Origin of the sequence: Ralstonia sp. R-29 (assembly GCF_049913345.1) — a bacterium.
Lineage (GTDB): Bacteria > Pseudomonadota > Gammaproteobacteria > Burkholderiales > Burkholderiaceae > Ralstonia.
The window spans coordinates 365,867-388,490 of sequence record NZ_CP184378.1 but is presented as its reverse complement, the minus strand read 5'-3'; the positions used below and the strand labels follow the sequence as shown (position 1 = coordinate 388,490).

18 protein-coding genes are annotated in these 22,624 nt (G+C 63.6%); 4 read left to right on the top strand and 14 right to left on the bottom strand.

Going from position 1 to position 22,624, the window contains the following annotated elements:
* Window position 1: 1 nt before the first annotated feature.
* From fliS to ACN9M1_RS18900, 10 genes are all read right to left on the bottom strand, one after another.
* Window positions 2-391 carry a flagellar export chaperone FliS gene (gene fliS, locus ACN9M1_RS18945; RefSeq protein ID WP_426400685.1) on the bottom strand — a complete coding sequence of 130 codons (390 nt, stop codon included), beginning with the start codon at window positions 389-391 and terminating at the stop codon, window positions 2-4.
* On the bottom strand, window positions 391-1,755 hold the full coding sequence (gene fliD, locus ACN9M1_RS18940; protein WP_426400100.1) for a flagellar filament capping protein FliD: 1,365 nt from the start codon (window positions 1,753-1,755) through the stop codon (window positions 391-393). Before fliD ends, fliS begins: the two co-directional genes overlap by 1 nt.
* Window positions 1,756-1,770: 15 nt before the next feature.
* Window positions 1,771-2,235, bottom strand: a complete 465-nt coding sequence (locus tag ACN9M1_RS18935; RefSeq protein WP_426400099.1) for a hypothetical protein — start codon at window positions 2,233-2,235, stop codon at window positions 1,771-1,773.
* Window positions 2,232-3,539: a FliI/YscN family ATPase gene (locus ACN9M1_RS18930; RefSeq protein ID WP_426400098.1), complete on the bottom strand. Its 1,308-nt coding sequence runs from the start codon at window positions 3,537-3,539 to the stop codon at window positions 2,232-2,234. The genes ACN9M1_RS18935 and ACN9M1_RS18930 overlap by 4 nt, the downstream gene beginning before the upstream one ends.
* The gene (locus ACN9M1_RS18925; RefSeq protein WP_426400097.1) at window positions 3,536-4,225 is read right to left on the bottom strand and encodes a FliH/SctL family protein; all 690 of its coding nucleotides are present in this window, start codon (window positions 4,223-4,225) and stop codon (window positions 3,536-3,538) included. Before ACN9M1_RS18925 ends, ACN9M1_RS18930 begins: the two co-directional genes overlap by 4 nt.
* Window positions 4,222-5,283: a FliG C-terminal domain-containing protein gene (locus tag ACN9M1_RS18920; RefSeq protein ID WP_426400096.1), complete on the bottom strand. Its 1,062-nt coding sequence runs from the start codon at window positions 5,281-5,283 to the stop codon at window positions 4,222-4,224. Before ACN9M1_RS18920 ends, ACN9M1_RS18925 begins: the two co-directional genes overlap by 4 nt.
* Window positions 5,267-6,904: a flagellar basal-body MS-ring/collar protein FliF gene (gene fliF / locus ACN9M1_RS18915; RefSeq protein ID WP_426400095.1), complete on the bottom strand. Its 1,638-nt coding sequence runs from the start codon at window positions 6,902-6,904 to the stop codon at window positions 5,267-5,269. Before fliF ends, ACN9M1_RS18920 begins: the two co-directional genes overlap by 17 nt.
* Window positions 6,905-6,918: 14 nt before the next feature.
* On the bottom strand, window positions 6,919-7,239 hold the full coding sequence (gene fliE, locus ACN9M1_RS18910) for a flagellar hook-basal body complex protein FliE (protein WP_426400094.1): 321 nt from the start codon (window positions 7,237-7,239) through the stop codon (window positions 6,919-6,921).
* A gap of 215 nt (window positions 7,240-7,454) precedes the next feature.
* Complete coding sequence (locus ACN9M1_RS18905; RefSeq protein ID WP_426400093.1) at window positions 7,455-7,712, bottom strand: hypothetical protein; 258 nt, start codon at window positions 7,710-7,712, stop codon at window positions 7,455-7,457.
* Window positions 7,713-7,809: 97 nt separating this feature from the next.
* Complete coding sequence (locus ACN9M1_RS18900; protein ID WP_426400092.1) at window positions 7,810-8,754, bottom strand: LysR substrate-binding domain-containing protein; 945 nt, start codon at window positions 8,752-8,754, stop codon at window positions 7,810-7,812.
* Between the two features lie 313 nt (window positions 8,755-9,067).
* Between ACN9M1_RS18900 and ACN9M1_RS18895 the strand changes: the two genes are divergently transcribed.
* From ACN9M1_RS18895 to ACN9M1_RS18880, 4 genes are all read left to right on the top strand, one after another.
* A complete protein-coding gene (locus tag ACN9M1_RS18895; protein WP_426400091.1) occupies window positions 9,068-10,138 on the top strand; it encodes an alpha/beta hydrolase in 1,071 nt (356 codons plus the stop codon).
* A 127-nt stretch (window positions 10,139-10,265) separates the two neighbouring features.
* The gene (locus ACN9M1_RS18890) at window positions 10,266-11,576 is read left to right on the top strand and encodes an efflux RND transporter periplasmic adaptor subunit (protein ID WP_426400090.1); all 1,311 of its coding nucleotides are present in this window, start codon (window positions 10,266-10,268) and stop codon (window positions 11,574-11,576) included.
* Between the two features lie 38 nt (window positions 11,577-11,614).
* Entirely contained in the window at window positions 11,615-14,821 is a 3,207-nt protein-coding gene (locus tag ACN9M1_RS18885; protein ID WP_426400089.1) for an efflux RND transporter permease subunit, read from the top strand.
* Between the two features lie 25 nt (window positions 14,822-14,846).
* A complete protein-coding gene (locus ACN9M1_RS18880; protein ID WP_426400088.1) occupies window positions 14,847-16,385 on the top strand; it encodes an efflux transporter outer membrane subunit in 1,539 nt (512 codons plus the stop codon).
* A 178-nt stretch (window positions 16,386-16,563) separates the two neighbouring features.
* On the opposite strand, the gene ACN9M1_RS18875 is transcribed toward ACN9M1_RS18880, so the two are convergent.
* Genes ACN9M1_RS18875 through ACN9M1_RS18860 form a run of 4 tightly spaced genes read right to left on the bottom strand, consistent with a single transcriptional unit; the run spans window position 16,564 to window position 22,624 of the window.
* Window positions 16,564-17,049 carry an Imm26 family immunity protein gene (locus tag ACN9M1_RS18875; protein ID WP_426400087.1) on the bottom strand — a complete coding sequence of 162 codons (486 nt, stop codon included), beginning with the start codon at window positions 17,047-17,049 and terminating at the stop codon, window positions 16,564-16,566.
* A gap of 19 nt (window positions 17,050-17,068) precedes the next feature.
* The gene (locus ACN9M1_RS18870) at window positions 17,069-17,494 is read right to left on the bottom strand and encodes a tetratricopeptide repeat protein (protein WP_426400086.1); all 426 of its coding nucleotides are present in this window, start codon (window positions 17,492-17,494) and stop codon (window positions 17,069-17,071) included.
* Window positions 17,495-17,533: 39 nt separating this feature from the next.
* Window positions 17,534-17,944 (bottom strand): hypothetical protein, encoded by a 411-nt coding sequence (locus ACN9M1_RS18865; protein ID WP_426400085.1) that lies wholly within the window; start codon window positions 17,942-17,944, stop codon window positions 17,534-17,536.
* Between the two features lie 3 nt (window positions 17,945-17,947).
* Window positions 17,948-22,624: a DUF6531 domain-containing protein gene (locus ACN9M1_RS18860; protein ID WP_426400084.1), complete on the bottom strand. Its 4,677-nt coding sequence runs from the start codon at window positions 22,622-22,624 to the stop codon at window positions 17,948-17,950.

The following is a 22,624-nucleotide window of genomic DNA, read 5'->3' as shown; positions in this document are numbered from 1 at the left end:
GTCATCCAAATCGTTGGTCGACGCCTTCCCAAGCGGCCCGCAGCGTGCGGATCAGCTCAGAGACTTCGTCGATGATGGCCGGGTCCAGCGTGAGCCCCGCCTCGTTCAAGCGCCACGTGCAGTACTCATACAAGCGGGCCATGTTGACGACCACCTCGCCGCCCGCATCAAAGTCGAGCGCGCTGGTCAGGCCGTGCAACATGCCGATGCACTTGTTGAGGCTGTGGCCCTTCTCTTCGTAACGCTTGGCCTCGATATGGGCGCGCGCACGCGCCATTTCGTCGAGCAGGCCGTCCATCAACACGACCACCAGACGCACCGGCGACGCGCTTGCCGTCTGGCCTTCGAGATTCGCTGTCTGGTAGTCACCGTAGCCGTGTTGTGTGGTCATCATTTTTTCGATCCCCCAAAGTCGGGAATGTTGTCGATCAGGTTCATCGTGAATTCCATCTGGTACTGCAGTTGCTCAACGCGCGTGAACTGCGCCAGATACCTGTCATACATCCGAGTGTATTGAGCATCGAGCGAAAGCTCTTTCTTGTTCAACGATTTCTCAACGGACTCCGTGTTCTCCTGGCGGCGCTTGATATGGCCGTCCACAGACGAGGTCCATGTCTTCAGGTAGTCGTCCATGCGCTTGGCGATGCCCTTGTCGGCATTGGAGAACAGCGCGTCGAGCCCGTTCGGGTCCTTGGCCAGCCCGGCTTCGAGCTTGGAGGCGTCGAGCGAGAGCTTGCCGCTACGGTCGGCACTGATGCCGTAGTCCAGCAGGCTCGCATCGCCCACCGCACCGCGCAGCAGTTCGCTCATGCGCGCCTGCAGGCCGCGCACGCCGGCGTCGCCCACGAATGGGCCGGCGTTGGCGGGATCGTCCGGGTTGACCTTGGTCAGCTCGGCCAGCACGCTCATCACTTCGTTGTAGGCATCGACAAACGCCTGTACGGACTCTGTTGTCGCGCTCTTGTCGAGTTCCACATCCAACAGCAACGGCGAGTCGCCCGGTTTCATGGCCTGTGTGAAGGTGACGGCAACGCCTTGAATACCGGTGAAGGTGTTGCTGGACTGCTTGATCTCGACGCCGCTTTCACCACCCAGCTTGAAGATGGCGTCACGTGCAGCCGACAACTCGTCGGGCGTGCCCGAGAGCACGGCAGCCAGTGCGGTGTCGTTGATACCGCTGGTGTCGAGCGAGATCTCACTCTCCTCGCCGGTTTCTCCGGAGGTCAGCACCAGACGCTGCTCGCCGTTGATCGTGACGATCGACGCGGCGACCTTGCCTTCATTGCCCTCGGCCTGATTGATGGCCCGCGCCAGTTCTGCTGGCGACACATTGCCGCTGGCATCGACGTTGGCCGAAGACAAGTCCACATCAAACGACTCGCCGTTCTTCAGATCGATCTTCAGCGTGCCGGCATCCTTGCCTTGAAACGACGGAATGCCCGAATACGCCACCTGGTGCACCGAAGCAAGCTGCTGGACGAAGAACGAATAGCTACCCGGTTGCGCACTGTTTCCCACCGTGGCGTTGCCCAGCGCGGGGTTCGACAGCGTGGCTTTCTGCTTGACGATGCTGCTGGCACCCGACAGGCCCGCCAACGCGGTCTGGAACGAACTCAACGCACCTTGCAGCTTGGAGAGCGCCGCTTTGGCAGTGGCATTGTTCTCTTGCAGGGCCTTCAGACGCGTCGTCGCGTTCATCATGTACAAATCGGTAAACGCCTTGGCGCTTTCCGCGGGGGATACGTTGCCGAACATGGCTGTCCTCGCTGGTCAGGTTGGGTGAGAGAGTGCGCCCCCGTGCGACAGGCGGCGTCGCAGCCATGCCTGGGAAGCTTGTTGGTCTTCGCGCTTGCGATCGCGCGCGCGTTGTTCGATGTCGAGCGCGGTGAGTTTCTTGCGGCGGACCACGTCGATCTGTTCGTGCCGCAAGCGCGCATGGCGCAAGTCCGCGCGCAGCGAAGCTACCGAGGCTTCGTGGTTGGCCAACTTGCGTTCGTGCTGGTGAATCAGATCCGCCATGGCGCTGCGATAGCGCGCGCCGTTCATGGCGTGGGCCGGATGCACGTGGGCACCGGTCTCGACGGTTTGCATCAACGCGGTCATCTGCGAGATATGGCGGCGGTAACGGGCGCCTTCGGCATCGCGCGCAGCCACATCGGCACTCAACCGATCGACTTCCTGCGCGCGCATGGCAACGAGTTTCGACAGCCCGGCAACAACACGTTCGGTGTTCATGCGGCAATCTCCTTGAGGGTCATGAGCGTGGCGTCACGCGATGCCGCTTCGTCCTGTCGCTGGCATAGGAAGGCTTCAATGTGGTCGTGCATCTGCACGGCGTGATCAGTGGCAGGGTCCGCCCCGGCAACGTAACCGCCGAGCGGGATCAGGTCGCGCACATTGGCGTGGCGCGACATCATGTCTTTGACTTTGCGCACGGCGTCGATCTGCTCTCGCGGCGCTACCAGCGACATGCATCGACTCACCGAGCGCAGCACGTCAATGGCGGGGTAATGCCCCTGCGATGCGAGATCGCGCGAGAGCATGATGTGGCCGTCCAGAATGGCCCGCGCGGTATCCACCACGGGGTCCTGTTCGTCATCGCCTTCGGCCAGCACGGTGTAGATGGCGCTCATGCTGCCCGCGCCTTCACCGTTGCCGGCACGCTCCACCAGGCGCGGCAACATGCCGAACACTGAGGGCGGATATCCGCGCGTGGCGGGCGGCTCGCCCAATGCCAGCGCCAGTTCGCGCTGCGCCATCGCATAGCGCGTGAGGGAATCGACCAGCAGCAGCACATTGCTGCCCGTGTCGCGGAAATGCGTGGCGATGGCATGGCACAGCTCGGTGGCCATCAGGCGCATCAGCGGGGATTCATCCGCTGGAGCGACCACGATGATGGCCTTGGACATGCCCTCGGGACCAAGCGAATGCTCGATGAATTCGCGCACTTCACGACCACGCTCACCGATCAGGCCGACGACCACCACATCGGCCGCGGTCTGGCGTGTGATCATGCCGAGCAGCACGCTCTTGCCGACACCGCTGCCTGCAAACAGGCCGACACGTTGGCCACGGCCCAGCGTGAGCATGCCGTCGATGGCGCGCACACCCACGTCCAGCACGCCTTCCACCGGCTGCTTGCGCAGCGGGTTGACGCGCGGCGGCTCCAGATCGAGCACGGCATCGCCAGTCAATGGGCCGCGCCCGTCAATCGGCTCGCCCAGGCCATCGATCACACGGCCGCGCCATGCGGGGCCGATGGACAGCGTGCGGGTGCCGTCGTCAGGAAACACGCGGGCACCGGCGCTCAGCCCTTCAGCGGGGCGGAACGGCATCAGGTACGACACGCCTTCGCGAAAACCCACGACGCGCGCTTCAAGCCAGCCGCCCGATGCGGTTTCGATACGCGCAAGCTGGCCGGTTTCAAACGGATAGCCGGTCACTTCCAGCAGCAGGCCCGACACGGCGGACAAGCGCCCGACCGGCCGCGCAACTGGCACATCGCCTAGGTGGAGCGCACCGAGTACGGAATCGCTCATACGGCGGCTCCTTCCGCAGCCTCGGCATCGACGTGCGAGAGCTGCACGGCAATGCGCTCGATGCAGGCTGCCAAGCGTTGACCGCAGCCGGCGTCCATTTCTACGTCGCCGGCCTGCACGCGGCACTCACCGGGGTCGAGGCGGTCGTCGGGGGCCAGGTGCCAGTGGCTTGCGCGCTCGGGCGCGGCTTCGGCAATGCGGGCATAGTCGGCCGGGTTCAACCGCACGCTGATGTCGTCGGGGGCCTTGGCCAGCGTGCCGATGGCTTCATCGACAAACGCAAGAATCTGTTCGGGGCGGGCTTCGAGTTCTGCCCGCACAACTTGGCGGGCGACGTCGCCCACCAGCGTGGCCACTTCGGCGCGCACCTTGGCCCGATACGCTTGCTGTGCGCCGTTGAAACCGGCGACCAGTGCATCGACCGGCGCGACCAATGCATCGAGCCCGGCACGCACATCGTGGCGTGCTTGGTCAGCACCCGTGCGCTCACCTGCGGCAAAGCCATCGGCATGCCCGGCGTCGTAGCCGGCCTGCCGCGCCTCGTCGAGCAACTCTTCAGCGGGCGGCGCATGCAATTGCGTGGCGAGCAGTCCAGCCTCGTCCGGCAGCGACAACCCATCGCGCTGCTCATGGGCGGCACGCACGCGTGCCAGTGGCGGAAAGGCGTAACGGCGGTAAGCCTTCATTTGAGGACGTCCTCCGCCACGAGCTGCAACTCGATCTCGCCTTCGTCGGCCAGCTCGCGGATGGTGTCCATGATTTCGCGGCGGGCCGCTTCGACCTTGCTGGCCGGTGCCGGGCCCGTACGACGCAGCATCTCTTCAAACGCCTGCACCGAGCGGCGCGGCATGGAGCGCAGCAGCGTGTCGCGCACGGCCGGGTCGGCACCCTTGAGTGCCACGCCCCACAGTTCCATGTCGACCTGTTCGAGGATGACGGAGATCACCTCGTCGCTCTGCTTGCCAATGACGGCAAAGTCGTAGATGCGCTCTTCCACGGCGGCCACGAGGTCCGGGTCTCGTGCGCGCAGCAGTTCCACCACGCGTGCACGGTCGCCCGGCAGGCGGTTGATGATGTCGGCCGCTTGGCGCACGCCTTCCACGGCGGTGCTTTGTGTGCCGAGGTTGGCGATGCAGCCGTCGACCACCGCTTCCAGATCACGCAGCAGGTCGTAGTCGATTTCCGTCAGACGGGCGATGTCGAGCAGCACCTGCTCGCGCTGCGCTTCCGGCAGAGCTTGAATGACCAGGCTCGCCTGCTCGGGCGGCAGGAAGGCCAGGAACATGGCCTGCATGCGCACGTGTTCGTCGCGCAGGCGATCGGCCAGCCATTGGGGCTGCGCCCACTGCAGACGGGCCATCTTGGGGCCGATCACGTCGCCGTAGATCTTGTTGAGCACGCTGTTGGCCACCACGCCACCCAGCGCCATGTCCAGCGAGCGCTGCAGGAACGAACGCGAGGCGCCACGCACGCTGCTTTGCGCGCGGAAGTTTGCGAAGAAGCGCTCGATGGTGTTCTGCACGGCATCCACCTTCACGCCCTGCATGCGCGACATGACCATCGTCACGCCCAGCAGTTCTTCACGTGACAAGCAGCGCAGCACACCCGCCGCGGCTTCTTCACCCATGCTGAGCAGGATGATGGCGGCGCGTTCCACCGTGCTGAGGTTCAACGCCGGAGCAGTTGCCGGCAAGGCCGGTGCGGTTGCATCCACAGTTGCGGGTACGTTAGCTGGTGTGTTCATCGTCTCGAATCCAAGGTTTGATGACTTCGGCCACGCGCTCGGGGTCTTGGCCGGCCAGATGCTTCAGGTGTTCGATCAGCACGTCGACATCGGAGCCGATCGGCGGCAGGTTGGCGTCGGCCAGCAGCAGCGGCTGCGTATCAGCGTCGGCGCCAGGGGCCTCGATGGCCGGGGCTTCCGTGCCGGCGACGACGGCATCCACGACTTGCGGATCACGCCCACCGTTGGCCCACGTACGCAGCACCTTGAGCAGCGGGCGGAAGATGAAGAAGAAGCCCAGCAGCGCGCCCAGTGCCCATGCGCCCCACGTGCCCATCGTCACGATGTTGTCGGGCTGCTGCCACCATGGCAGCGACGCGGCCACCGGCGCAGTGCGGAAGTCCAGCGACGACACCACCAGCGCGTCTTCACGCTCGGCATCGATGCCCAGACCGTTGCGCAGGATCTTGTCGACCTGAGCGAGTTGTTCGGTGGTCCACGCCTTTTCCTGGCCCGGCGCGGCACCGTTGTTCAGCACCACGGCCACGTTCAACCGCTTCACACGCACGGGGCTGCGCTTGATCTGCACAACGTTGCGGTCGTAGGCGTATTGGCGCGTTTGTGCGTTCTTGGCGGAGTGCGGCGGCTCGGAGGCGGCCGGGGCAGAGGCAGATGCGGGCGCCGGACGGTTCGACAGCGAACCCGGCACACCCAGTGCAGCCTGGCCGATGTCCTTCTCGTCGCGAATGGCTTCTTGCGTGACCTTGGGCGCTTCGCCGTATTGCTCGTGGGTTTCTTCCACGCGGTCGTGGTCCAGCTCCACCGCCACGCTGGCGCGGAAGTTTCCTTCGCCCAGCGTGGGCGTGAGCAGTTCACGGATATTGCGCAGGGTCTGCTCGCGCGTTTGCGCGCCCAGTTCGCTGTCGAGTGCAGATGCACCACCCAGTACCGGGTCGATCTGCGCAGACAGGTGATTGCCCGCCTGGTCCACCACCGTCACGCGGGCCGGGTCCAGGTTGGCCACGCTGCCGGCCACCAGGGCGACGATCGCGGCGATCTGTTCCTTGCTCAGCTTGCGATTCGGCTTGAGCGTGAGCACGACGGAGGCCGAGCTCTTGTCACCATCGGAAAGAATGAACGACGTCGATTTGGCGATCGACAGATGCACGCGCGCCGTCGACACCGGGTCGAGCGCCACGATGCTCTGCGTCAACTCGCCTTCCAGACCACGGCGAAAGCGCACGTCCTGCACGAACTGGCTCACGCCCAGCGGGTCGCTCTTGTCCACCTGCTCCAGCCCTTCGGGCAGCTTGGCGACAACGCCCTTGGCGGCCAGCAGCATGCGCGCGGCACCCAGCTTCTGCTCGGGCACCAGCACTTGGCCGCTGTCGGGGTGAATGCGATACGGAATGCCGTCGGCGTCCAGCGCGGCCATCATGTCGGCGGCCGGCACGGTTTCGTGCGCGCCGAACAGCGGCTTGTAGCGCGCGTTCTGGTGATGCATCAGCATCATCGCCAGCGCGGTCAGGCAGATCGCCAGGATGACGATCGGTGCCAGCTTGGCCAGCGCAGCGGACGACGGCAGGCGGAACCCGCCTTCAGGCGTCAATCGCGCGGTGAGCGTTTTGATTTGATCGAGCACGTTGGCAGTCCTCGTCAAACCTGCATCTTGATGATGTCGTCAAACGCGCTCATGAGCTTGTTGCGCACCTGAACCATCGCCGAGAACGACAGGCTGGCCTGCTGGCTCGCGAGCATCGCGCCGACGAGGTCGTCACTGGCGCCGGTTTCCACGGCGGTCACCAGGTCGTTGGCGTGATGTTGCTGGGCGTCCGTGCCATGCACGGCGTGCTTGAGCAGATCGGAGAAACCGGCTGCCGCGCCATCTGCAGAGGGTTGCGGATCGTCGTTGACGCTGATGCTGCTGAGGGACTGGCGAATCGAATCGAGCATGGCGCTCGAGAGGTCGACGTTCATGGCGGTTCCCGTGTTGGATTGACTATGGGACCGGATTTTGTGACGTCTCTTGACGCGCAACGAGAATGTTCAACGGAACATTGATCGCCTTGATTGCCGTGCGCTATGGCGCAGCGGATGACGCTTTGCGCAAATAAAAAGCGGCGTGACCTGCTCAGTCACGCCGCAAAGACAACGGAGGGAGGAGAAATCAGTGTGGGCCGATGGCCGAAGGCTTACGCGCGGGAGGCAGAACCACCGTTCGGGTAGCTGGCGTCGCCATTCCAGGAGAGGTAGCCGTAGGTGTCGACCTGGCGATCGGCGCCTTGGGTGTACGGGTCAAAACGGCCCGACTGCGTGGCGGCGGGCGCATCGAAATTGGGTTGAACCACTGCCGTTGCCGGTTGCGACAGCAGCGCGGCAGACGCCGAAATCAAAGCCACAAGGGCCAGGCCGGCGCGGCGCGAGAAGAGAGAGGAGAGACGGGAGCTCATGATCGATTCCTGATTCGTTTGCGCTCGTTGTTGCGCTTGGAAGGCAGAATAGATCGTTGCTCCTGTCTGATAAATGCGACTTTGCAGAAATAACTGTTCAGGCCGCACTAACAATCTGCAGCCGCGGGTTTTCCTTCAACTGCAGGCATGGGTGATCGGCAAACAGCGTCGCCACCCAGTCCACAAACACCCGCACCTTGGGCGACAGATGCCGGTTATGCGGGTACACCACCGACACCGGGATCGGCTCGGAGATGTAATCCGGCAGCACTTCCACCAGGGCGCCCGACATCAGGTGCTCGTACACCAGAAAGCGCGACGTCTGCAGCAGCCCGAGGCCGTGCAACCCACACGCCACCGCCGATTCCGCATCGTTGACGGACACCATGCTGCGTACCTTGTGGATCTGCTTCTGCCCGTCGATCACGAAATCCCAATCCATGCGGCGGCCATTGCGGGCAGAGAAGTAGTTCACCGCCACGTGGTCCTGCAGATCCTCAAGCGTGTTGGGCGTGCCGTACTGCGCGAGGTATTCCGGCGAGGCGCAATTGACCATCGGCAACTGCCCAATCCGCCGCGCGACGAGGGTGGAATCCTGCAACTCGCCGCCGCGCACGGCGCAATCCACGCCCTCTTGCACCAGATCGACCGGGCGATCGCTCATGCCGATCTCGAGCTGAAGATCGGGGTACGCCTCATGAAAACTGCGGATGCGCGGCACCAGCAACCGTTTGCCAATGGAGGCAGGCACGTCGATGCGCAGCGTGCCGCGTGCGCCCGTTGCGCTCTGCGAGAACGCGGCCTCGGTTTCTTCCAGGTCGCCGAGCAGCCGCACGCAGCGCTCGTAGTACGCTGCGCCGTCGGCTGTTACGTTGACGCGGCGGGTGGTCCGGTGCAGCAGGCGCACGCCGAGATGCGCCTCAAGGCTTTGCACCAGGTTCGTGACCGTGGCGCGAGGTAATTGAAGGCTGTCGGCAGCCTTGGTAAAGCTACTGGCTTCCACAACGCGCGTGAAAACCTGCATGGCCTGCAAGCGATCCATCTGCGGCTCCTGAGGGTCGGACTCCACGGACCGTACGCACTACCGGAATCCAAACGGTAATGCGCAATACCCGTGAAATCTGAAGGGGTGCACCCGGTTGGCGCGATCAGGAGGGCAGCGACTACGGGTTTTCGCAGTGCAACAAGATCGGCCTCGAGCAAGGAACACTTTGTAGCACAACCGTAAATTTTGATTGTTCGGCTGCAACTAATAGTGATGTCTGATTATAGGCATTTATCCGCGTTCGTCTAATCACCATCATTCAGCCCATTGAGATTCGGGTTATCCGCAAAGGTAAGCCCCGCCTGACATCATGGGTTCTTCTCCACCGCGCTTGGTTGTTTCGGAACGCACGCATACGGAAAATGCGGCCGCGGCCAGTGTTCGGCCAGCGCAATCGCACAGCACCGCCGACGTAACAAATGTCGCGGCCAATCCCCATTTGCGCAGCGCAACATGCCCGCTGCCGGAGCAAGCTTCCACGCCCGCGCTGCCACGCGAGGTGCACGCCGAGGACTATTGGACGCAGGGCTACGCCAACCGCATCCGCCTGCGAGTTTTCCGCCCGGAAATGCACGCCGACGACGCTGCCGCGCCGCTGCGTCACCCTGCCGTGCTGTATCTGCATGGTGGCGGCTTCGTCAACGGCTCCATCGACGATGCGGAAGCACCGGCTCGCCATCTAGCCGCCACGCTGCCGGCGGCGGTGGTGACGGTGGGCTATTCGCTTGCGCCCGCCGCGCCCTTTCCGGCCGCGCCGGAAGATGTGTACGCCGCACTGTGCTGCATGGCCGAGCACGCCACCGCCTGGGGCATCGACAAGCGCCGCATGGCGGTGGCCGGGCACGACGCGGGCGGCAACCTCTCCGCCGCGCTGACGATGATCGCCCGCGACCGTGGCGGCCCGAACCTGCGTGCGCAGGTACTGATTGCCCCAATGCTCGACCCGACCATGGCACGCGTGCGCCCCGATCATCTGGCCAATGCCACCAACTCGGCCGAAGTCTGCGCCGATTGCTATCGCCAGTACCTGCCCCGCCCGACCGAGCGCGTGCATCCGTATGCCGCGCCGGTGGAATCGCGCCGCCTGCAGGGTCTGCCCCCTGCCCTGCTGCTGACCGCGCCCCAAGACCTGCTGCGCACCGAGGCCGAGCGTTACGCCACCGCCCTCATCGAGGCCGGCGTGGCCACGCAAGTCGTGCGCGTGCACGAGGCCTGCCATGACTCGATTGCCATGAGCGCCGTCGCGCAAGACGAGATGACGTGCTTCCTGCGCTGGCATCTGGGTATGACACGCCAGGCGGCGACGCCCCGCAAACGGCGCGCACGTGCGGATCGAAAGGACCGCACCCCCATTGACCCAACCGGGGAGACGCCTGGCTGAACCCACATAACAAGAAACGGAGTGCGAGGCCGCGCGCGTGTTTCTACGCTGCGGCCCCTACGTGTTCCGAGCGGTTTTACCGAGTCCTTTTTCTCTTTGCCTATCCCAACGAATCGAGAGAGACATCATGAGCCTGTCCAAACGCACCATCGCCATTTCGGCTGCAGCCGTGCTTGGCGTCGCCGCCATCGGCACCTACGGCCTGGTTTCCACTGCCGGCGCCTCGCAGCAGCCAGCAGGCGCCCCCGCCGCCACGCCGGTTGATGTGGCCCCCGTCCTTGCCAAGAACGTGGCGGAGTGGGATGAATTCTCCGGCCGCATCGAAGCCGTTGAACGCGTGGAAGTCCGCCCGCTGGTGAGCGGCACCGTCACGGCGGTCCACTTCAAAGACGGCAGTATCGTCAAGAAGGGCGACCCGCTGTTCACCATCGACCCACGCCCGTATGCCGCCGAGGTGGCCCGCACGCAAGCCGCGCTGACGGCCGCCAAGTCGCGCGTGGCCTACACCACGTCGGAACTGGATCGCGCACAGAAGCTGGTGGCCGACAACGCCATCGCCCGCCGCGAGTTTGAAGAGAAGGAAAACGCCGCGCGCGAGGCGCAAGCCAACCTGCAAGGCGCCGCTGCTGCGCTGGATGCCGCCAAGCTGAACCTGGAGTACACACGCATCGTGGCGCCGGTGTCCGGCCGCGTATCGCGTGCGGAGATCACCGTCGGCAACGTGGTCTCTGCCGGCGGCGCCTCGCCGGTGCTGACGACGCTGGTGTCGGTGTCACCGATGTACGTAGCGTTTGATGCGGACGAGCAGAGCTACCTGCGCTACTCCGCCAAGGCGGCCCAGGGCACCAAGACGCCGGTCTACATCGGCCTGGCCAATGAAGATGGCTACACGCGCGAAGGCGCCATCCAGTCCGTCGACAACCGGCTGGATGTGCGCTCTGGCACGATCCGCGTGCGCGCCACGCTGGACAACGCCGATGGCCGCCTCACGCCGGGCCTGTACGCCCGCGTACGCATGAGCACCGGCGCGCCGCATGACGCCATCCTCATCAGCGACAAGGCCATCGGTACGGACCAGGACAAGAAGTTCGTGCTGGTGGTGGATGCGGCCAACAAGACGAGCTATCGCCCGGTTGTGCTGGGCGCCTCCATCGATGGGCTGCGTGTTGTGAAGTCTGGCCTGAAGGCGGGCGACCGCATCGTCGTCAACGGCATTCAGCGCGTGCGCCCGGGCGACGCCGTGGCACCCAATGCGGTGACCATGGATAGCTTGGTCACCAAGCGCGTGGTGCTGCCGGGTGCACAACCCGAAGCGCCCGCCGCACCGGCCGAAGCCAAAGCCGACACATCCACTGCGCCTGCTGCCAAGGCTGAAACCAAGCCTGCCAACGCCAAGACCGCCGCTAACGCACAACGCCTTCCGGCCGATCGCGCCTGATTGCGAAAAAACGCGACTGAACCTCATCGCTCACAGCCATGAACTTCTCTAAATTTTTCGTGGACCGCCCGATCTTTGCGGGCGTGCTCTCCACGCTGATCCTGCTGATCGGGATCATCTCGATCTGGCGATTGCCGATCTCGGAGTACCCCGAGGTCGTGCCGCCTTCGGTGGTGGTGCGCGCGCAGTTTCCGGGCGCCAACCCCAAGGTGATTGCCGAAACCGTGGCTTCGCCGCTCGAAGAGCAGATCAACGGCGTCGAAAACATGCTGTACATGCAGTCGCAAGCCAACAGCGACGGCAACATGACCACGACGGTCACCTTCAAGCTGGGCACCGACCCGGACAAGGCGCAGCAGCTCGTGCAGAACCGTGTGTCGCAAGCGCTGCCGCGCCTGCCCGACGTGGTGCAACGCCTGGGCGTGACGACCATCAAGAGCAGCCCCGATCTGACGATGGTGGTGCACTTGCTGTCGCCCAACGACCGCTACGACATGACGTACCTGCGCAACTACGCAGTGCTCAACGTCAAGGATCGCTTGGCGCGGATCAGCGGCGTGGGCCAGGTGCAATTGTTCGGCTCGGGCGACTACTCGATGCGCGTGTGGCTCGACCCGAACAAGGTCGCGGAGCGCGGCCTGACCGCCAACGAAGTGGTCAAGGCCATCCGTGACCAGAACGTGCAGGTGGCGGCTGGCGTGATCGGCGGTTCGCCATCGGTGCCGGGCACGGACCTGCAGCTGTCCGTCAACGCGCAAGGTCGCCTGAAAACCGAGCAGGAATTCGGCGACATCATCCTCAAGAGCTCGCCCAACGGCGCCGTCACGTACCTGCGTGACGTGGCCCGCATTGAGCTGGCCGCGTCGGAATACGGCCTGCGCTCGCTGCTGGACAACAAGCAGGCCGTGGCCATTCCGATCTTCCAGGCGCCGGGTTCCAACGCACTGCAGATTTCGGATGACGTGCGCAAGACGATGGCCGAGCTGAAGGAAGACTTTCCCGAAGGCGTCGACTACCGCATCGTCTATGACCCGACGCAGTTCGTCCGATCGAGTATCGAAGCCGTCACGCACACGCTGCTGGAAGCGGTGGCGCTTGTGGTGCTCGTGGTGATCCTGTTCCTGCAGACGTGGCGTGCGTCGATCATTCCGCTGCTGGCGGTGCCGGTGTCGATCATCGGTACGTTTGGCCTGATGCTGATGTTCGGCTTCTCGATCAACGCGCTGTCGCTCTTCGGGCTGGTGCTGGCGATCGGGATTGTGGTGGACGATGCCATCGTGGTGGTGGAAAACGTCGAGCGGAACATCGCCGAAGGGTTATCGCCACGCGAGGCCACGTACAAGGCCATGCGTGAGGTGAGCGGCCCGATCATCGCCATTGCCCTGACGCTGATTGCCGTGTTCGTGCCGCTGGCCTTCATGACGGGCCTGACCGGTCAGTTCTACAAGCAGTTCGCGCTGACGATCTCGATCTCGACCGTGATTTCGGCGTTCAACTCGCTCACGCTGTCGCCAGCGCTCGCTGCCCTGCTGCTCAAGAGCCATGACGCGCCGAAGGATTGGCTGGCGCGTGCAATGGACAAGGGCCTGGGCTGGATCTTCCGCCCGTTCAACCGCGTGTTTGGCGCGGCGTCGGAATCGTATGGCCGCAGCACCTCGCGCGTGATCGGTCGCAAGGCCGTGATGCTTGGCATCTACCTCGCGTTGATCGGTGCGACCGCGCTGCTGTTCAACAAGGTGCCGGGCGGCTTCGTGCCGATGCAGGACAAGCAATACCTGGTGAGCTTCGCGCAACTGCCGGACGGTGCCTCGCTCGACCGCACGGAAGACGTGATCCGCCGCATGTCCGACATCGCCCTGAAGCACCCCGGCGTGGAAAGCGCCGTGGCCTTCCCGGGCCTGTCGATCAACGGCTTCACCAACAGCCCGAGCGCCGGCATTGTGTTCGTCACGCTCAAGCCGTTTGACCAGCGCAAGAGTGCCGACCTGTCGGGCGGTGCCATTGCGGGCCAGTTGAACAAGCAGTACGGCGCCATCAAGGATGCATTCATCGCCGTGTTCCCCCCGCCGCCGGTGCAAGGCCTCGGCACGGTGGGTGGCTTCAAGATGCAGATCGAAGACCGTGGCTCGGTCGGTTACGAACAGCTCTTTGCCGCCACGCAGGCCTTCATGGCCAAGGCACGCCAGACGCCTGAGCTGGGCCCGTCGTTCTCGAGCTACCAGATCAACGTGCCGCAGTTGAATGCCGATCTGGACCGTGTGAAGGCCAAGCAGTTGGGCGTGCCGGTCACGGACGTGTTCGACACCATGCAGGTCTACCTGGGCTCGCTGTACGTGAACGACTTCAACCGCTTCGGCCGCACGTACCAAGTGAAGGTGCAGGCAGACGCGCCGTTCCGCGCCCATGCTGAAGACATCCTGCAATTGAAGACGCGCAACACCGCGGGTGACATGGTGCCGCTGTCGTCTCTGCTGCGCGTGTCGCAAGGCTTCGGGCCGGACATGGTGGTGCGCTACAACGGCTACACCGCTGCCGACATCAACGGTGGCCCTGCTCCGGGCTTCTCGTCGGGCCAGGCACAAGCGGCTGTGGAACGCATCGCGCATGAAACGCTGCCCAAGGGCGTGCGCTTCGAGTGGACGGACCTGACGTATCAGCAAATCCTGGCCGGCAACTCCGCCGTGTGGATCTTCCCGATCTGCGTGCTGCTGGTGTTCCTGGTGCTGGCTGCGCAATACGAAAGCCTGACGCTGCCGCTGGCCGTGATCCTGATCGTGCCGATGAGCTTGTTTGCCGCCATGCTGGGCGTGTGGGTCTCGCATGGAGACAACAACATCTTCACGCAGATCGGCTTGGTGGTGCTGGTGGGGCTGGCGTGTAAGAACGCGATCCTGATCGTGGAGTTTGCGCGCGAGCTTGAACTGCAAGGACGCTCCATCGTGGAAGCCGCCATCGAGGCTTGCCGCCTGCGTCTGCGCCCGATCCTGATGACGTCGATCGCTTTCATCATGGGCGTGGTGCCCCTGGTGGTGTCGACCGGCGCCGGTGCGGAAATGCGTCATGCCATGGGCGTGGCCGTGTTCGCGGGGATGCTGGGTGTGACGCTGTTCGGCCTATTCCTCACGCCGGTGTTCTACGTGCTGCTGCGCACGCTGGCTGCCCGTCGTGGCCAGCGCTCGGAAGATGCACCGGATCGTGATCTGGACCTGGATGGCGCGCTGCCGGTGCCCTCGGGTCAGCACTAAGGTCAACACTAATCAAGACATCGCTATGAACGCGTTCAAACAACAACCAAGTCAAGCCGTGCGACCCGGCCGCTGGACTCCGCTGGCGCTGGCCGCCGCGCTGTTCCTCGCGGCCTGCTCGCTGGCCCCGACCTACGAGAAGCCGGACGTCGGCACGCCCAACGCCTTCAAGGAAGCTGCCGAATCTTCCAAACTCGCGGCAGGTACACAGCTGGCCGCAGGCGAACAAGGCAAGTGGAAGACGGCCGAGCCCTCGCTGCCCGCCGATGGCGCGTGGTGGAAGATCTTCAACGACCCGACGCTCGACAAGCTCGAAGCACAGGCCGCAGAAGCCAGTCCCACGCTGGCCGCCGCAGCCGCGCGCGTGAACCAGGCGCGCGCCTTCGTGCAGGCCAACCGTGCATCGCTGTTCCCGGAACTGGACGCGGGCTTCGGCCCGACGCGCCAGCGGGCTTCGGCGGCGTCCGCCGGCTTGCCGGTGGGTGCGCCCGTGCAGCCGCAGACGTACTGGCGCGCGCAAGCCACCGTGGCGTATGAAGCCGACCTCTTCGGCCGCGTACGCAACAGCGTGAGCGCCGCTGATGCCGACGCCGAACGCGTGGAAGCGCTCTACCGCGCCGCGCGCCTCTCCTTGCAAGCCGACGTGGCGCAGACGTACTTCAGCCTGCGCACGCTCGATGCAGAAGAGGCGTTGCTCGCCCGCACGCTGGTCGGCCGCGAAGAAGCCCTCAAGCTCGTGCAGCGCCGCTTCAACACTGGCGACATTGGCGAGCTGGATGTCGCCCGTGCCGATACCGAGCTGGCCACCGCGCGCTCCGATCGCATCGGCGTGCAACGTCGTCGCGCCGTGCTGGAGCATGCGTTGGCTACGTTGCTGGGCAAAGCCCCCGCTGACTTCAACATGGACGCGCAACCGCTCACCACGCTGGATGTGCGCGTGCCGGCTGGCCTGCCCTCCGCCCTGCTGGAACGCCGCCCAGACGTGGCCGCTGCAGAACGCTCCATGGCTGCGGCCAACGCACGCATCGGCGTCGCACGCGCAGCGTTCTTCCCGCAGCTGCAACTCACGGGCGGCTTCGGCTACGAGTCGCACGACATTGGCGACCTGCTCAAGTGGGGCAGCCGCACGTGGATTCTCGGGCCGCTGGTCGGCACCGCACTGTCGCTGCCAATCTTCGACGGTGGCGCACGCAGTGCAGGCGTGAAGCAAGCGCGCGCCGCGTACGAAGAGAACGTCGCCAACTACCGCGAAAGCGTGCTCGTCGCCTTCCGCGAGGTGGAAGACAACCTGTCGGACCTGCGCCTGCTGGCCGATCAGTCCAAGGCTCAGGACGATGCGGTTCGTGCGTCGTCGCGTGCCGCACAGCTCTCGCGCACGCGCTACAACGCCGGGTCGGTCAACTACCTGGATGTGATCGATGCGGAGCGCAACATGCTGTCGGCCGAGCGCATCGGCGTGCAGCTGGCGGGCGCCCGTGTGAATGCGACGGTGGGGTTGGTCAAGGCGCTGGGCGGCGGGTGGGGTGATCTGCCGCCCGCTCAGGCGACTGTGGCGCAGCAGTAAAAAGCGTTATCTCTTCTCTCTCTCGGAAAGCGAGACTCTGCGCGGCTTCGGCCGCGTTTTTTTTGCCCCGCGCATTGCACTGGACAGCGCATGGAGGGCAAACCACTTTTCCACCGCTGCCTCGCACATCCCCCCGTTCGCCCGAATATCACCGCAAACAGGTGGCGCCCCTCAATGACTATCGGCCCCGATTCAATATCGGAACAAGCCACTGCTTCACCTTCGCATCACCTTGCGGGCTATACGAGGGATATTTTTCCGCTTCTTTTTGGGAAACTTCCACCTCGGCTCCAAAGATATCGACCTTCCAATATTGTCCGGCTCCGTAGGAAAAGTACGCACTTTCCTCGCGGGGAACAAAGCCGTCGTCATGGCCAACGATGCGCCAATCCCCCTCGATCTTCCGGTCAAACAACCCATACGAGTCGACAAACACTGGCGTGCCCGCCCGCTGAGCGGACTCGATCTCCGACGCGGTGATCTCTGGTCTCCTCAGCAAGAGGTCGAAGAATTCCACCCCATGCCCAATATCGACTTTGGACAGAACCCTGCCTGCCGCATATGACTCGCCGTCAATCGACAGCAGGAAGATGTCTCCTACCTTGATCCCGCGCAATGCGGTTTGAGGCCTCTTGTCCCAACCATGAATTTTGATCAGTGTCATCTTTCTTTGTCGAAACGACTCAGAGCTTGATCTTGGTTTCCAGGAATTCCAGGTACTTGGGGTCGTCTTCGAGAAAGATGTCCAAGCTGCCACCCATGTAGGCACGGGTCAATTCATCGGCCGCCTTGTCGAAGTTGCTCTGCTCGTAATAGAGCTGACCGAGGCGAAGGTGAATGTATGGATTACCCAACCCCTTGGGGCATTGCACCGCCTTGTAGAAGCACTTGAACGCCTTGTCGAAATTGCCCGTGCGGAAGTGCACATCGCCAATGGCGACATAGATCCACGTGGCCGCTTCCCAGTCGAGCGGGTTGTCGGGCAGCAGGCGCAGTGCAGCGATGTAGTGCTGTTTGGCGGCGTCAAGGTCGCCTTGTTCTGCAAGCTCGTCGCCCTTGCTGCAGAGTGCAGTGATTTGCTGGTGGATGAGGTCTGGAAGCTCGGACATGCGCACGGCGTGGAGGGGGCGACGTCGAAAGCACTGCCCTCACTGCATCAAATCGTTCTGCTGCGGATCGAAAACGATGCTGCCTGGAATATCCTGCAGAAACTGCATCATGTCGATGATCTGATTCGTATGCTCGCGATCATCGTCGTCCCCAAAAACCACGCGCACCCGGCGGTCAATGGTAGACAGTTCACACGGAGATCGGTCACCGAGAATCTCCTGAATCTGGGCGGATTCGTCCTGAATACGGCTGCCCTCTTCATAGGCAACGCGCATCAACCAAATTCCCCAGCGCAAGGCGAGCGTATCAGTCTTGGCGAACGGCAGCCGCTCAAATTTCAGGGAAAAATTCTCTTGGTTTGCGAAGTACTCCCGCAACTCATTTGCCAACGATTCGTTGGACATTGCAGGCGATTGCTCGGTTAGCAGGGCAAGTAGAGAAAACGTCATGCCTTAATTCCTTTTCCAGGGTCCTGTTTTTCCAATATCAATAGGATTGAATTCGCGCGTCGTCGGATTGTATTCAATTACGCTACCGCCTGTTTGGCGAATGTTATCAAGAAGCGGCTCCGAGATCGTCTGCGTTCTTGGCCCAACGACAATGTTGAATGGTAGATCATGATCCGCAGCATACTGATGAAATGCGCGTAGCTGATCGTTGTTTGTGACCTCCACCCAGTTCTTGACATCGGTCACCCCGAATTCCTTGCCGACAGGCAAATCGGGAATGTACCCATCAATGGATACAGGCTTCGAGCCGCGTCCCAAAGGGGCCCCAAGGTCTCGCCGGGCCGCCTGCTCGAAGGCGTTTCCGCCTTTATTGTTGGCCCACGCTTGCTTTGCTTTAGCGTACCAAGCGTCAGGGCCCAGCTTCTTGTTGGATTCACTAAGGTAGCGATCGTAGCGCCAGTGGTGTTCCGGTGGAATGTCACCGTAGTCGACCTTGCCACCGGAATTCCCTGTCTTGTTTGGCAGTTCCGGCAACGTTCCATCTGCGCCCGTCTTCGACAAGCGAGCAGCATCTGCCGCGGAGTACCCCTCCGCGCGCAGTTGCTTATAACGCTCGTACCGCTCCAAGCAAGGCTGCAACCCCAGCGGATCCATCTCCCGCAACGGATTCTGCACATACCCCTGCGTGCGATGCCCGCCCTGAATCGCGATCGGGTCAATGCTCAGATAACAGCCGCTGTCCGGGTCGTAGTACCGGTTGACGTTGTAGTGCAGGCCCGACTCTTCATCGGCCCACTGCCCGGCAAAACGCAGACTCGTATCCAGCTCAATCCCTGCGGTATCGGCGTGGGTATCTTCGTTGAGTTGCTTACCCCACAGGCTGTAGCGTGCAGACCAGACTTTTTCGCCCGAGGTTCGATACATCTCCAACGGCAGGCCTGTCGGGGCGCTGAAGACAGCGTACTGCAGCTCGCCACACTCCTGCGCCAGCGGCATGAAGCTCTCGGGCTCGAAGTGCCATGTCGTTGCCGCGCCAGCCGTGCCGTCAGGGCGCTGGTCCCAACGCTCGGCGAGCGTATAGTCGTCCCACAGGAACCGTACTGCGCGGCCAGTCTCGACGTGCCGTTTTTCAACACGTCGCCCGAACGCGTCATAGCGGTAGGCCCAGGTTTCGTTTGTGGGGGTGCGCACCCCAATCAGGCGATTGAGCCCATCCCAGGTGTACCGCCACGTGCGAGCCTCAATGCCCGGCTGATCAACCGTCTTTTCGATGACCCGTCCGCGCGCGTCGTAGCGGTAGTGGATGTGCCCGACCTGCGTAGGCAGACCTCCCGCAACATAGTCATGCCGATCAACCGGACCTTGCTTACCATGCGCGGCAATATTGCGGGCGGCATCGTAGGCATAGTGTTCGGCCGGTTGCTGGATGCTGCCAACTGTGGTGACTTGCCCACGCGCATCGTGCATGTACGTGAAGCTGTCGGCATCGGTATCGACTTGCGTCAGTTGGCCCGCGGCGTCATAGCGATAGCGCTGGCGGGTCAGCTGTTGCAGCGCGTCCGCCGGTGCCGCCTGCAGTGCGTCAAAGGCGGTGCGCGGTCCGGCCGCCTGCCGCTGCAGACGGCCCACGGCGTCGTACTGGCGCGCCAAGACAAACTCGCCTGCTTGCCTGCCGGTTTCGCGGCCCAGCGCGTCACGTTGAATGGTCAAGCCGCCAACCTGCGTCAGCGCACCGAGCGCGTCATATTCGTAGCGCGTCTCTTGATGCGGAGTCTTGCGCACGTTGCGCCGACCCTGCGCATCGTAGGCGTGCTGCACGCGCTGACCGTGCTGCTCTTCTTCGATCAGGCGGCCTTTATTGTCGTAGCGGAAGCGGTTGACGTATGTCGTGTCGCTCTGCACCGCAGCCGCGATCATGCGGCCTGCCGTGTCGTATCGATAGACGAGTTTGACGTCGCCAGCATCGATGGCCACGGGGCGATCCCCGCCGTCATAGCGGTACAACCACACGCCGCCGTCTGACCACGTCTTCTTGACCACGCGGCCAGCAACATCGCGCTCGTAGTGCGAGACGCGGCCGCCCCAATCGATTTCAGTCACGACTCGGCCTGCGGCGTCGTATCGGAACTCCCATACTTCCCCGCGCGGGTTGATGATCCGCGTTGGCCGTGTCGCGTGGTCGTACTCAAAGCGGGTTGCATAGCCGGCAGTGTCGGTCGTGCTGGTCAGCAGATCGAACGGGCCATAGGTATGGCGCGTGATTCGCCCCAGCGGATCAGTGCTCGCAACTGCCAATCCCTCGGTGTTGTACGCAATGCGGTGGAGGCTGCCGTCCGGCAGCGCGGTCCGCGCCCGATGGCCGCGCGGGTTGTCCGGGCCTGCTGTGTAGTCGTGGCGCGTTATGCTTCCCGCTGCATCGGTTTCTTCGAGTAAGCGGCCCAGCGTATCAAAGCGTGTGCCGAGTTTCGCGCCCGTCGGCAGGCGTGTGCTGATGAGCCGCAGTTGTGCGTCGTAGTCGTGGCGGGTTTCATGCTCGCCGTCCACCACGCGCAGGAGTTCGCCATGCTCGCCATATCGATAGCGCTTGACGCTGCCGTCGGGCTCCGTGCGCGTAGTCAGGCGATGCTTGCCGTCATACTCGAGCGTCAAGCGGTCGCCTGTGGGTTGCACCACCGCAGCAAGGCGGCGCTGTGCGTCGTACTTGAACAGTGTGGCTCCGCCCGCTGGATCACCCATGCTGGCCAGCCGCCCTTGGTCGTCGTAGCCAAAATCGGTGCGCCGCCCAAGTGCATCGGTTTGGGAGGCCAGCCGTCCGAGCTGCCACGCCCGCTGGGTAGCATGACCCAGCGGATTCACCTCGCGCGTAACAAGCCCTTCGGCGTTGTGTTCGTAGCGCCATTCCCCATCGACGTCGATCACACGCGTGACGCCATCTTCGTAGATGAAGCGGCCGGTGTGGTAGCCCTCGCGCGTGCCGGTTTCGACCACGCGGCCAGCGCTGTCGTAGGCGTAGCGCACCTCGGTCTTGTCGGTATCACGCCAGCTGGTCATCCAGCCGTGCACATCGTAGGTGTAATGGAACTGGCCGTACTGCAAGCTCGACACCTGCGTAAGCATGCCGTTCTCGTACGCGTAGTCGACCAAGCGATGCGTGTCGCCTGATACCTCATGCAACGTGATGCTAGATAGGGTACGCGCGCCACCCAAATACCCCAGCACCAGCCAATAGCCGACTGTGTGCCGCAGCGTTGCTAGACGGCCGTACGCGTCGTACTCAAAGTTGATGGCGTTGCCGTTCCAGTCTTCGATGCGCTCTATGCGGGAAGTGGCACCGTCGAGCAGAGGTGAGAACCGGAGGATGTGCCGCGTTTCATCGTCGAGGATGCGCGGTGCGGCCCGCGTCCCCTCCAAGCGATAGCGTGGCTCGCGCAGGTTGATGCCGTTCAGTTCGGCATCCGGCGCTTCAAACGTAATGGAGAGTCCGCCGCCATCGAAGAAGCGAACGAGGTGGCCGTCATCCCACCGCAAACGCTGCGACCAGTTGACCGACCACTTCGGGCCAAGCATGCCGTCGTCATCCGAACGTGTACGGTAGCGGCGCGTCAGCACCACCGGCAATACACCGGGGATCGACACGTCCGTGCGGATCTCCATCATCTCGCCAGTGGCGACATCGATGGGATCTTTGCAAGGCGTGGCGGTCTCGTCCTTAACCCCTTCCCGCTCCGCCGACTTGGTCGGCTCACCCGGCGCCCGGCCCTTGACCATGCCGCCCAGCTTCGCCCCCAGCAACCCGCCCACCAGCCCAGCAAAAAACTCCTCACCCGCCGTCAGTTCCGGGTTCTTCGGCCCAAACTGCCCAGTCGTCTTGTCAATCAAGACGCTCTTGCGCCCCGAGTTCACCTTGCCACTGCAATGGCTCGAATGACCCACACGCACAAGCGGCAACTGATTGACGGTGATGGTGAGACTGCCTTCAACCAGCGGCTCAGGCCCTGGGTGCTTATCGCAGGCGATGATGTCGGTCACGCGCGCGGCGGCTTTGCCTTCGAAGGTGACATTGCCCGAGCCTGACGCGATCTTTCCGCAGTTGCTGCCCAAGCTCTGGCTGGCTGCGGCTAGGCCGCTGCCGAGGCTCAGCCCGCCTGCCATACACGCACCCACGATCACCGCACCGGCCAACCCGCCGGTCGCAACCGTCGCGGCAACTGCGGCTCCAATGGCGACCCCGATTGCGAGACCGGCCACCATGCCCCAGAAGCCCGATGAATGTGCGATGTCATCGCCTATGCACGCCGGGTGCGGATCGCCCTTTCCGATGCTCAGGCCCAGCTTGTCGCCCAGCCATTCGGCGCCTTTCTCGACGGCGCCCGTAACACCAATCTTGCCGAGCAGCCACGCACCGCCCAGTGCCACCACAGCAGGCACTGCTGCCAGCGCCGCGGCACCGGCCGCGGCCGCACCGGTCGCGCCTGCTGCCGTTGCGGCGGTGCCGGCGGCGTACGCACCATAGCCAACGTCGGCGCCCAACATGCCGTAGTTGGCGCCGTCCACCCACTTCATCTGCGACTGTTTCTTCGCCTCGCCGTCTTCCAGGTTTTGAAGCGCGGCCATGCGCTCCTCGGCGGTGCCGCTCGGCCCGGTGGGAGAACTCGGTGTGCTTGGATCTTGGTCCGCCAT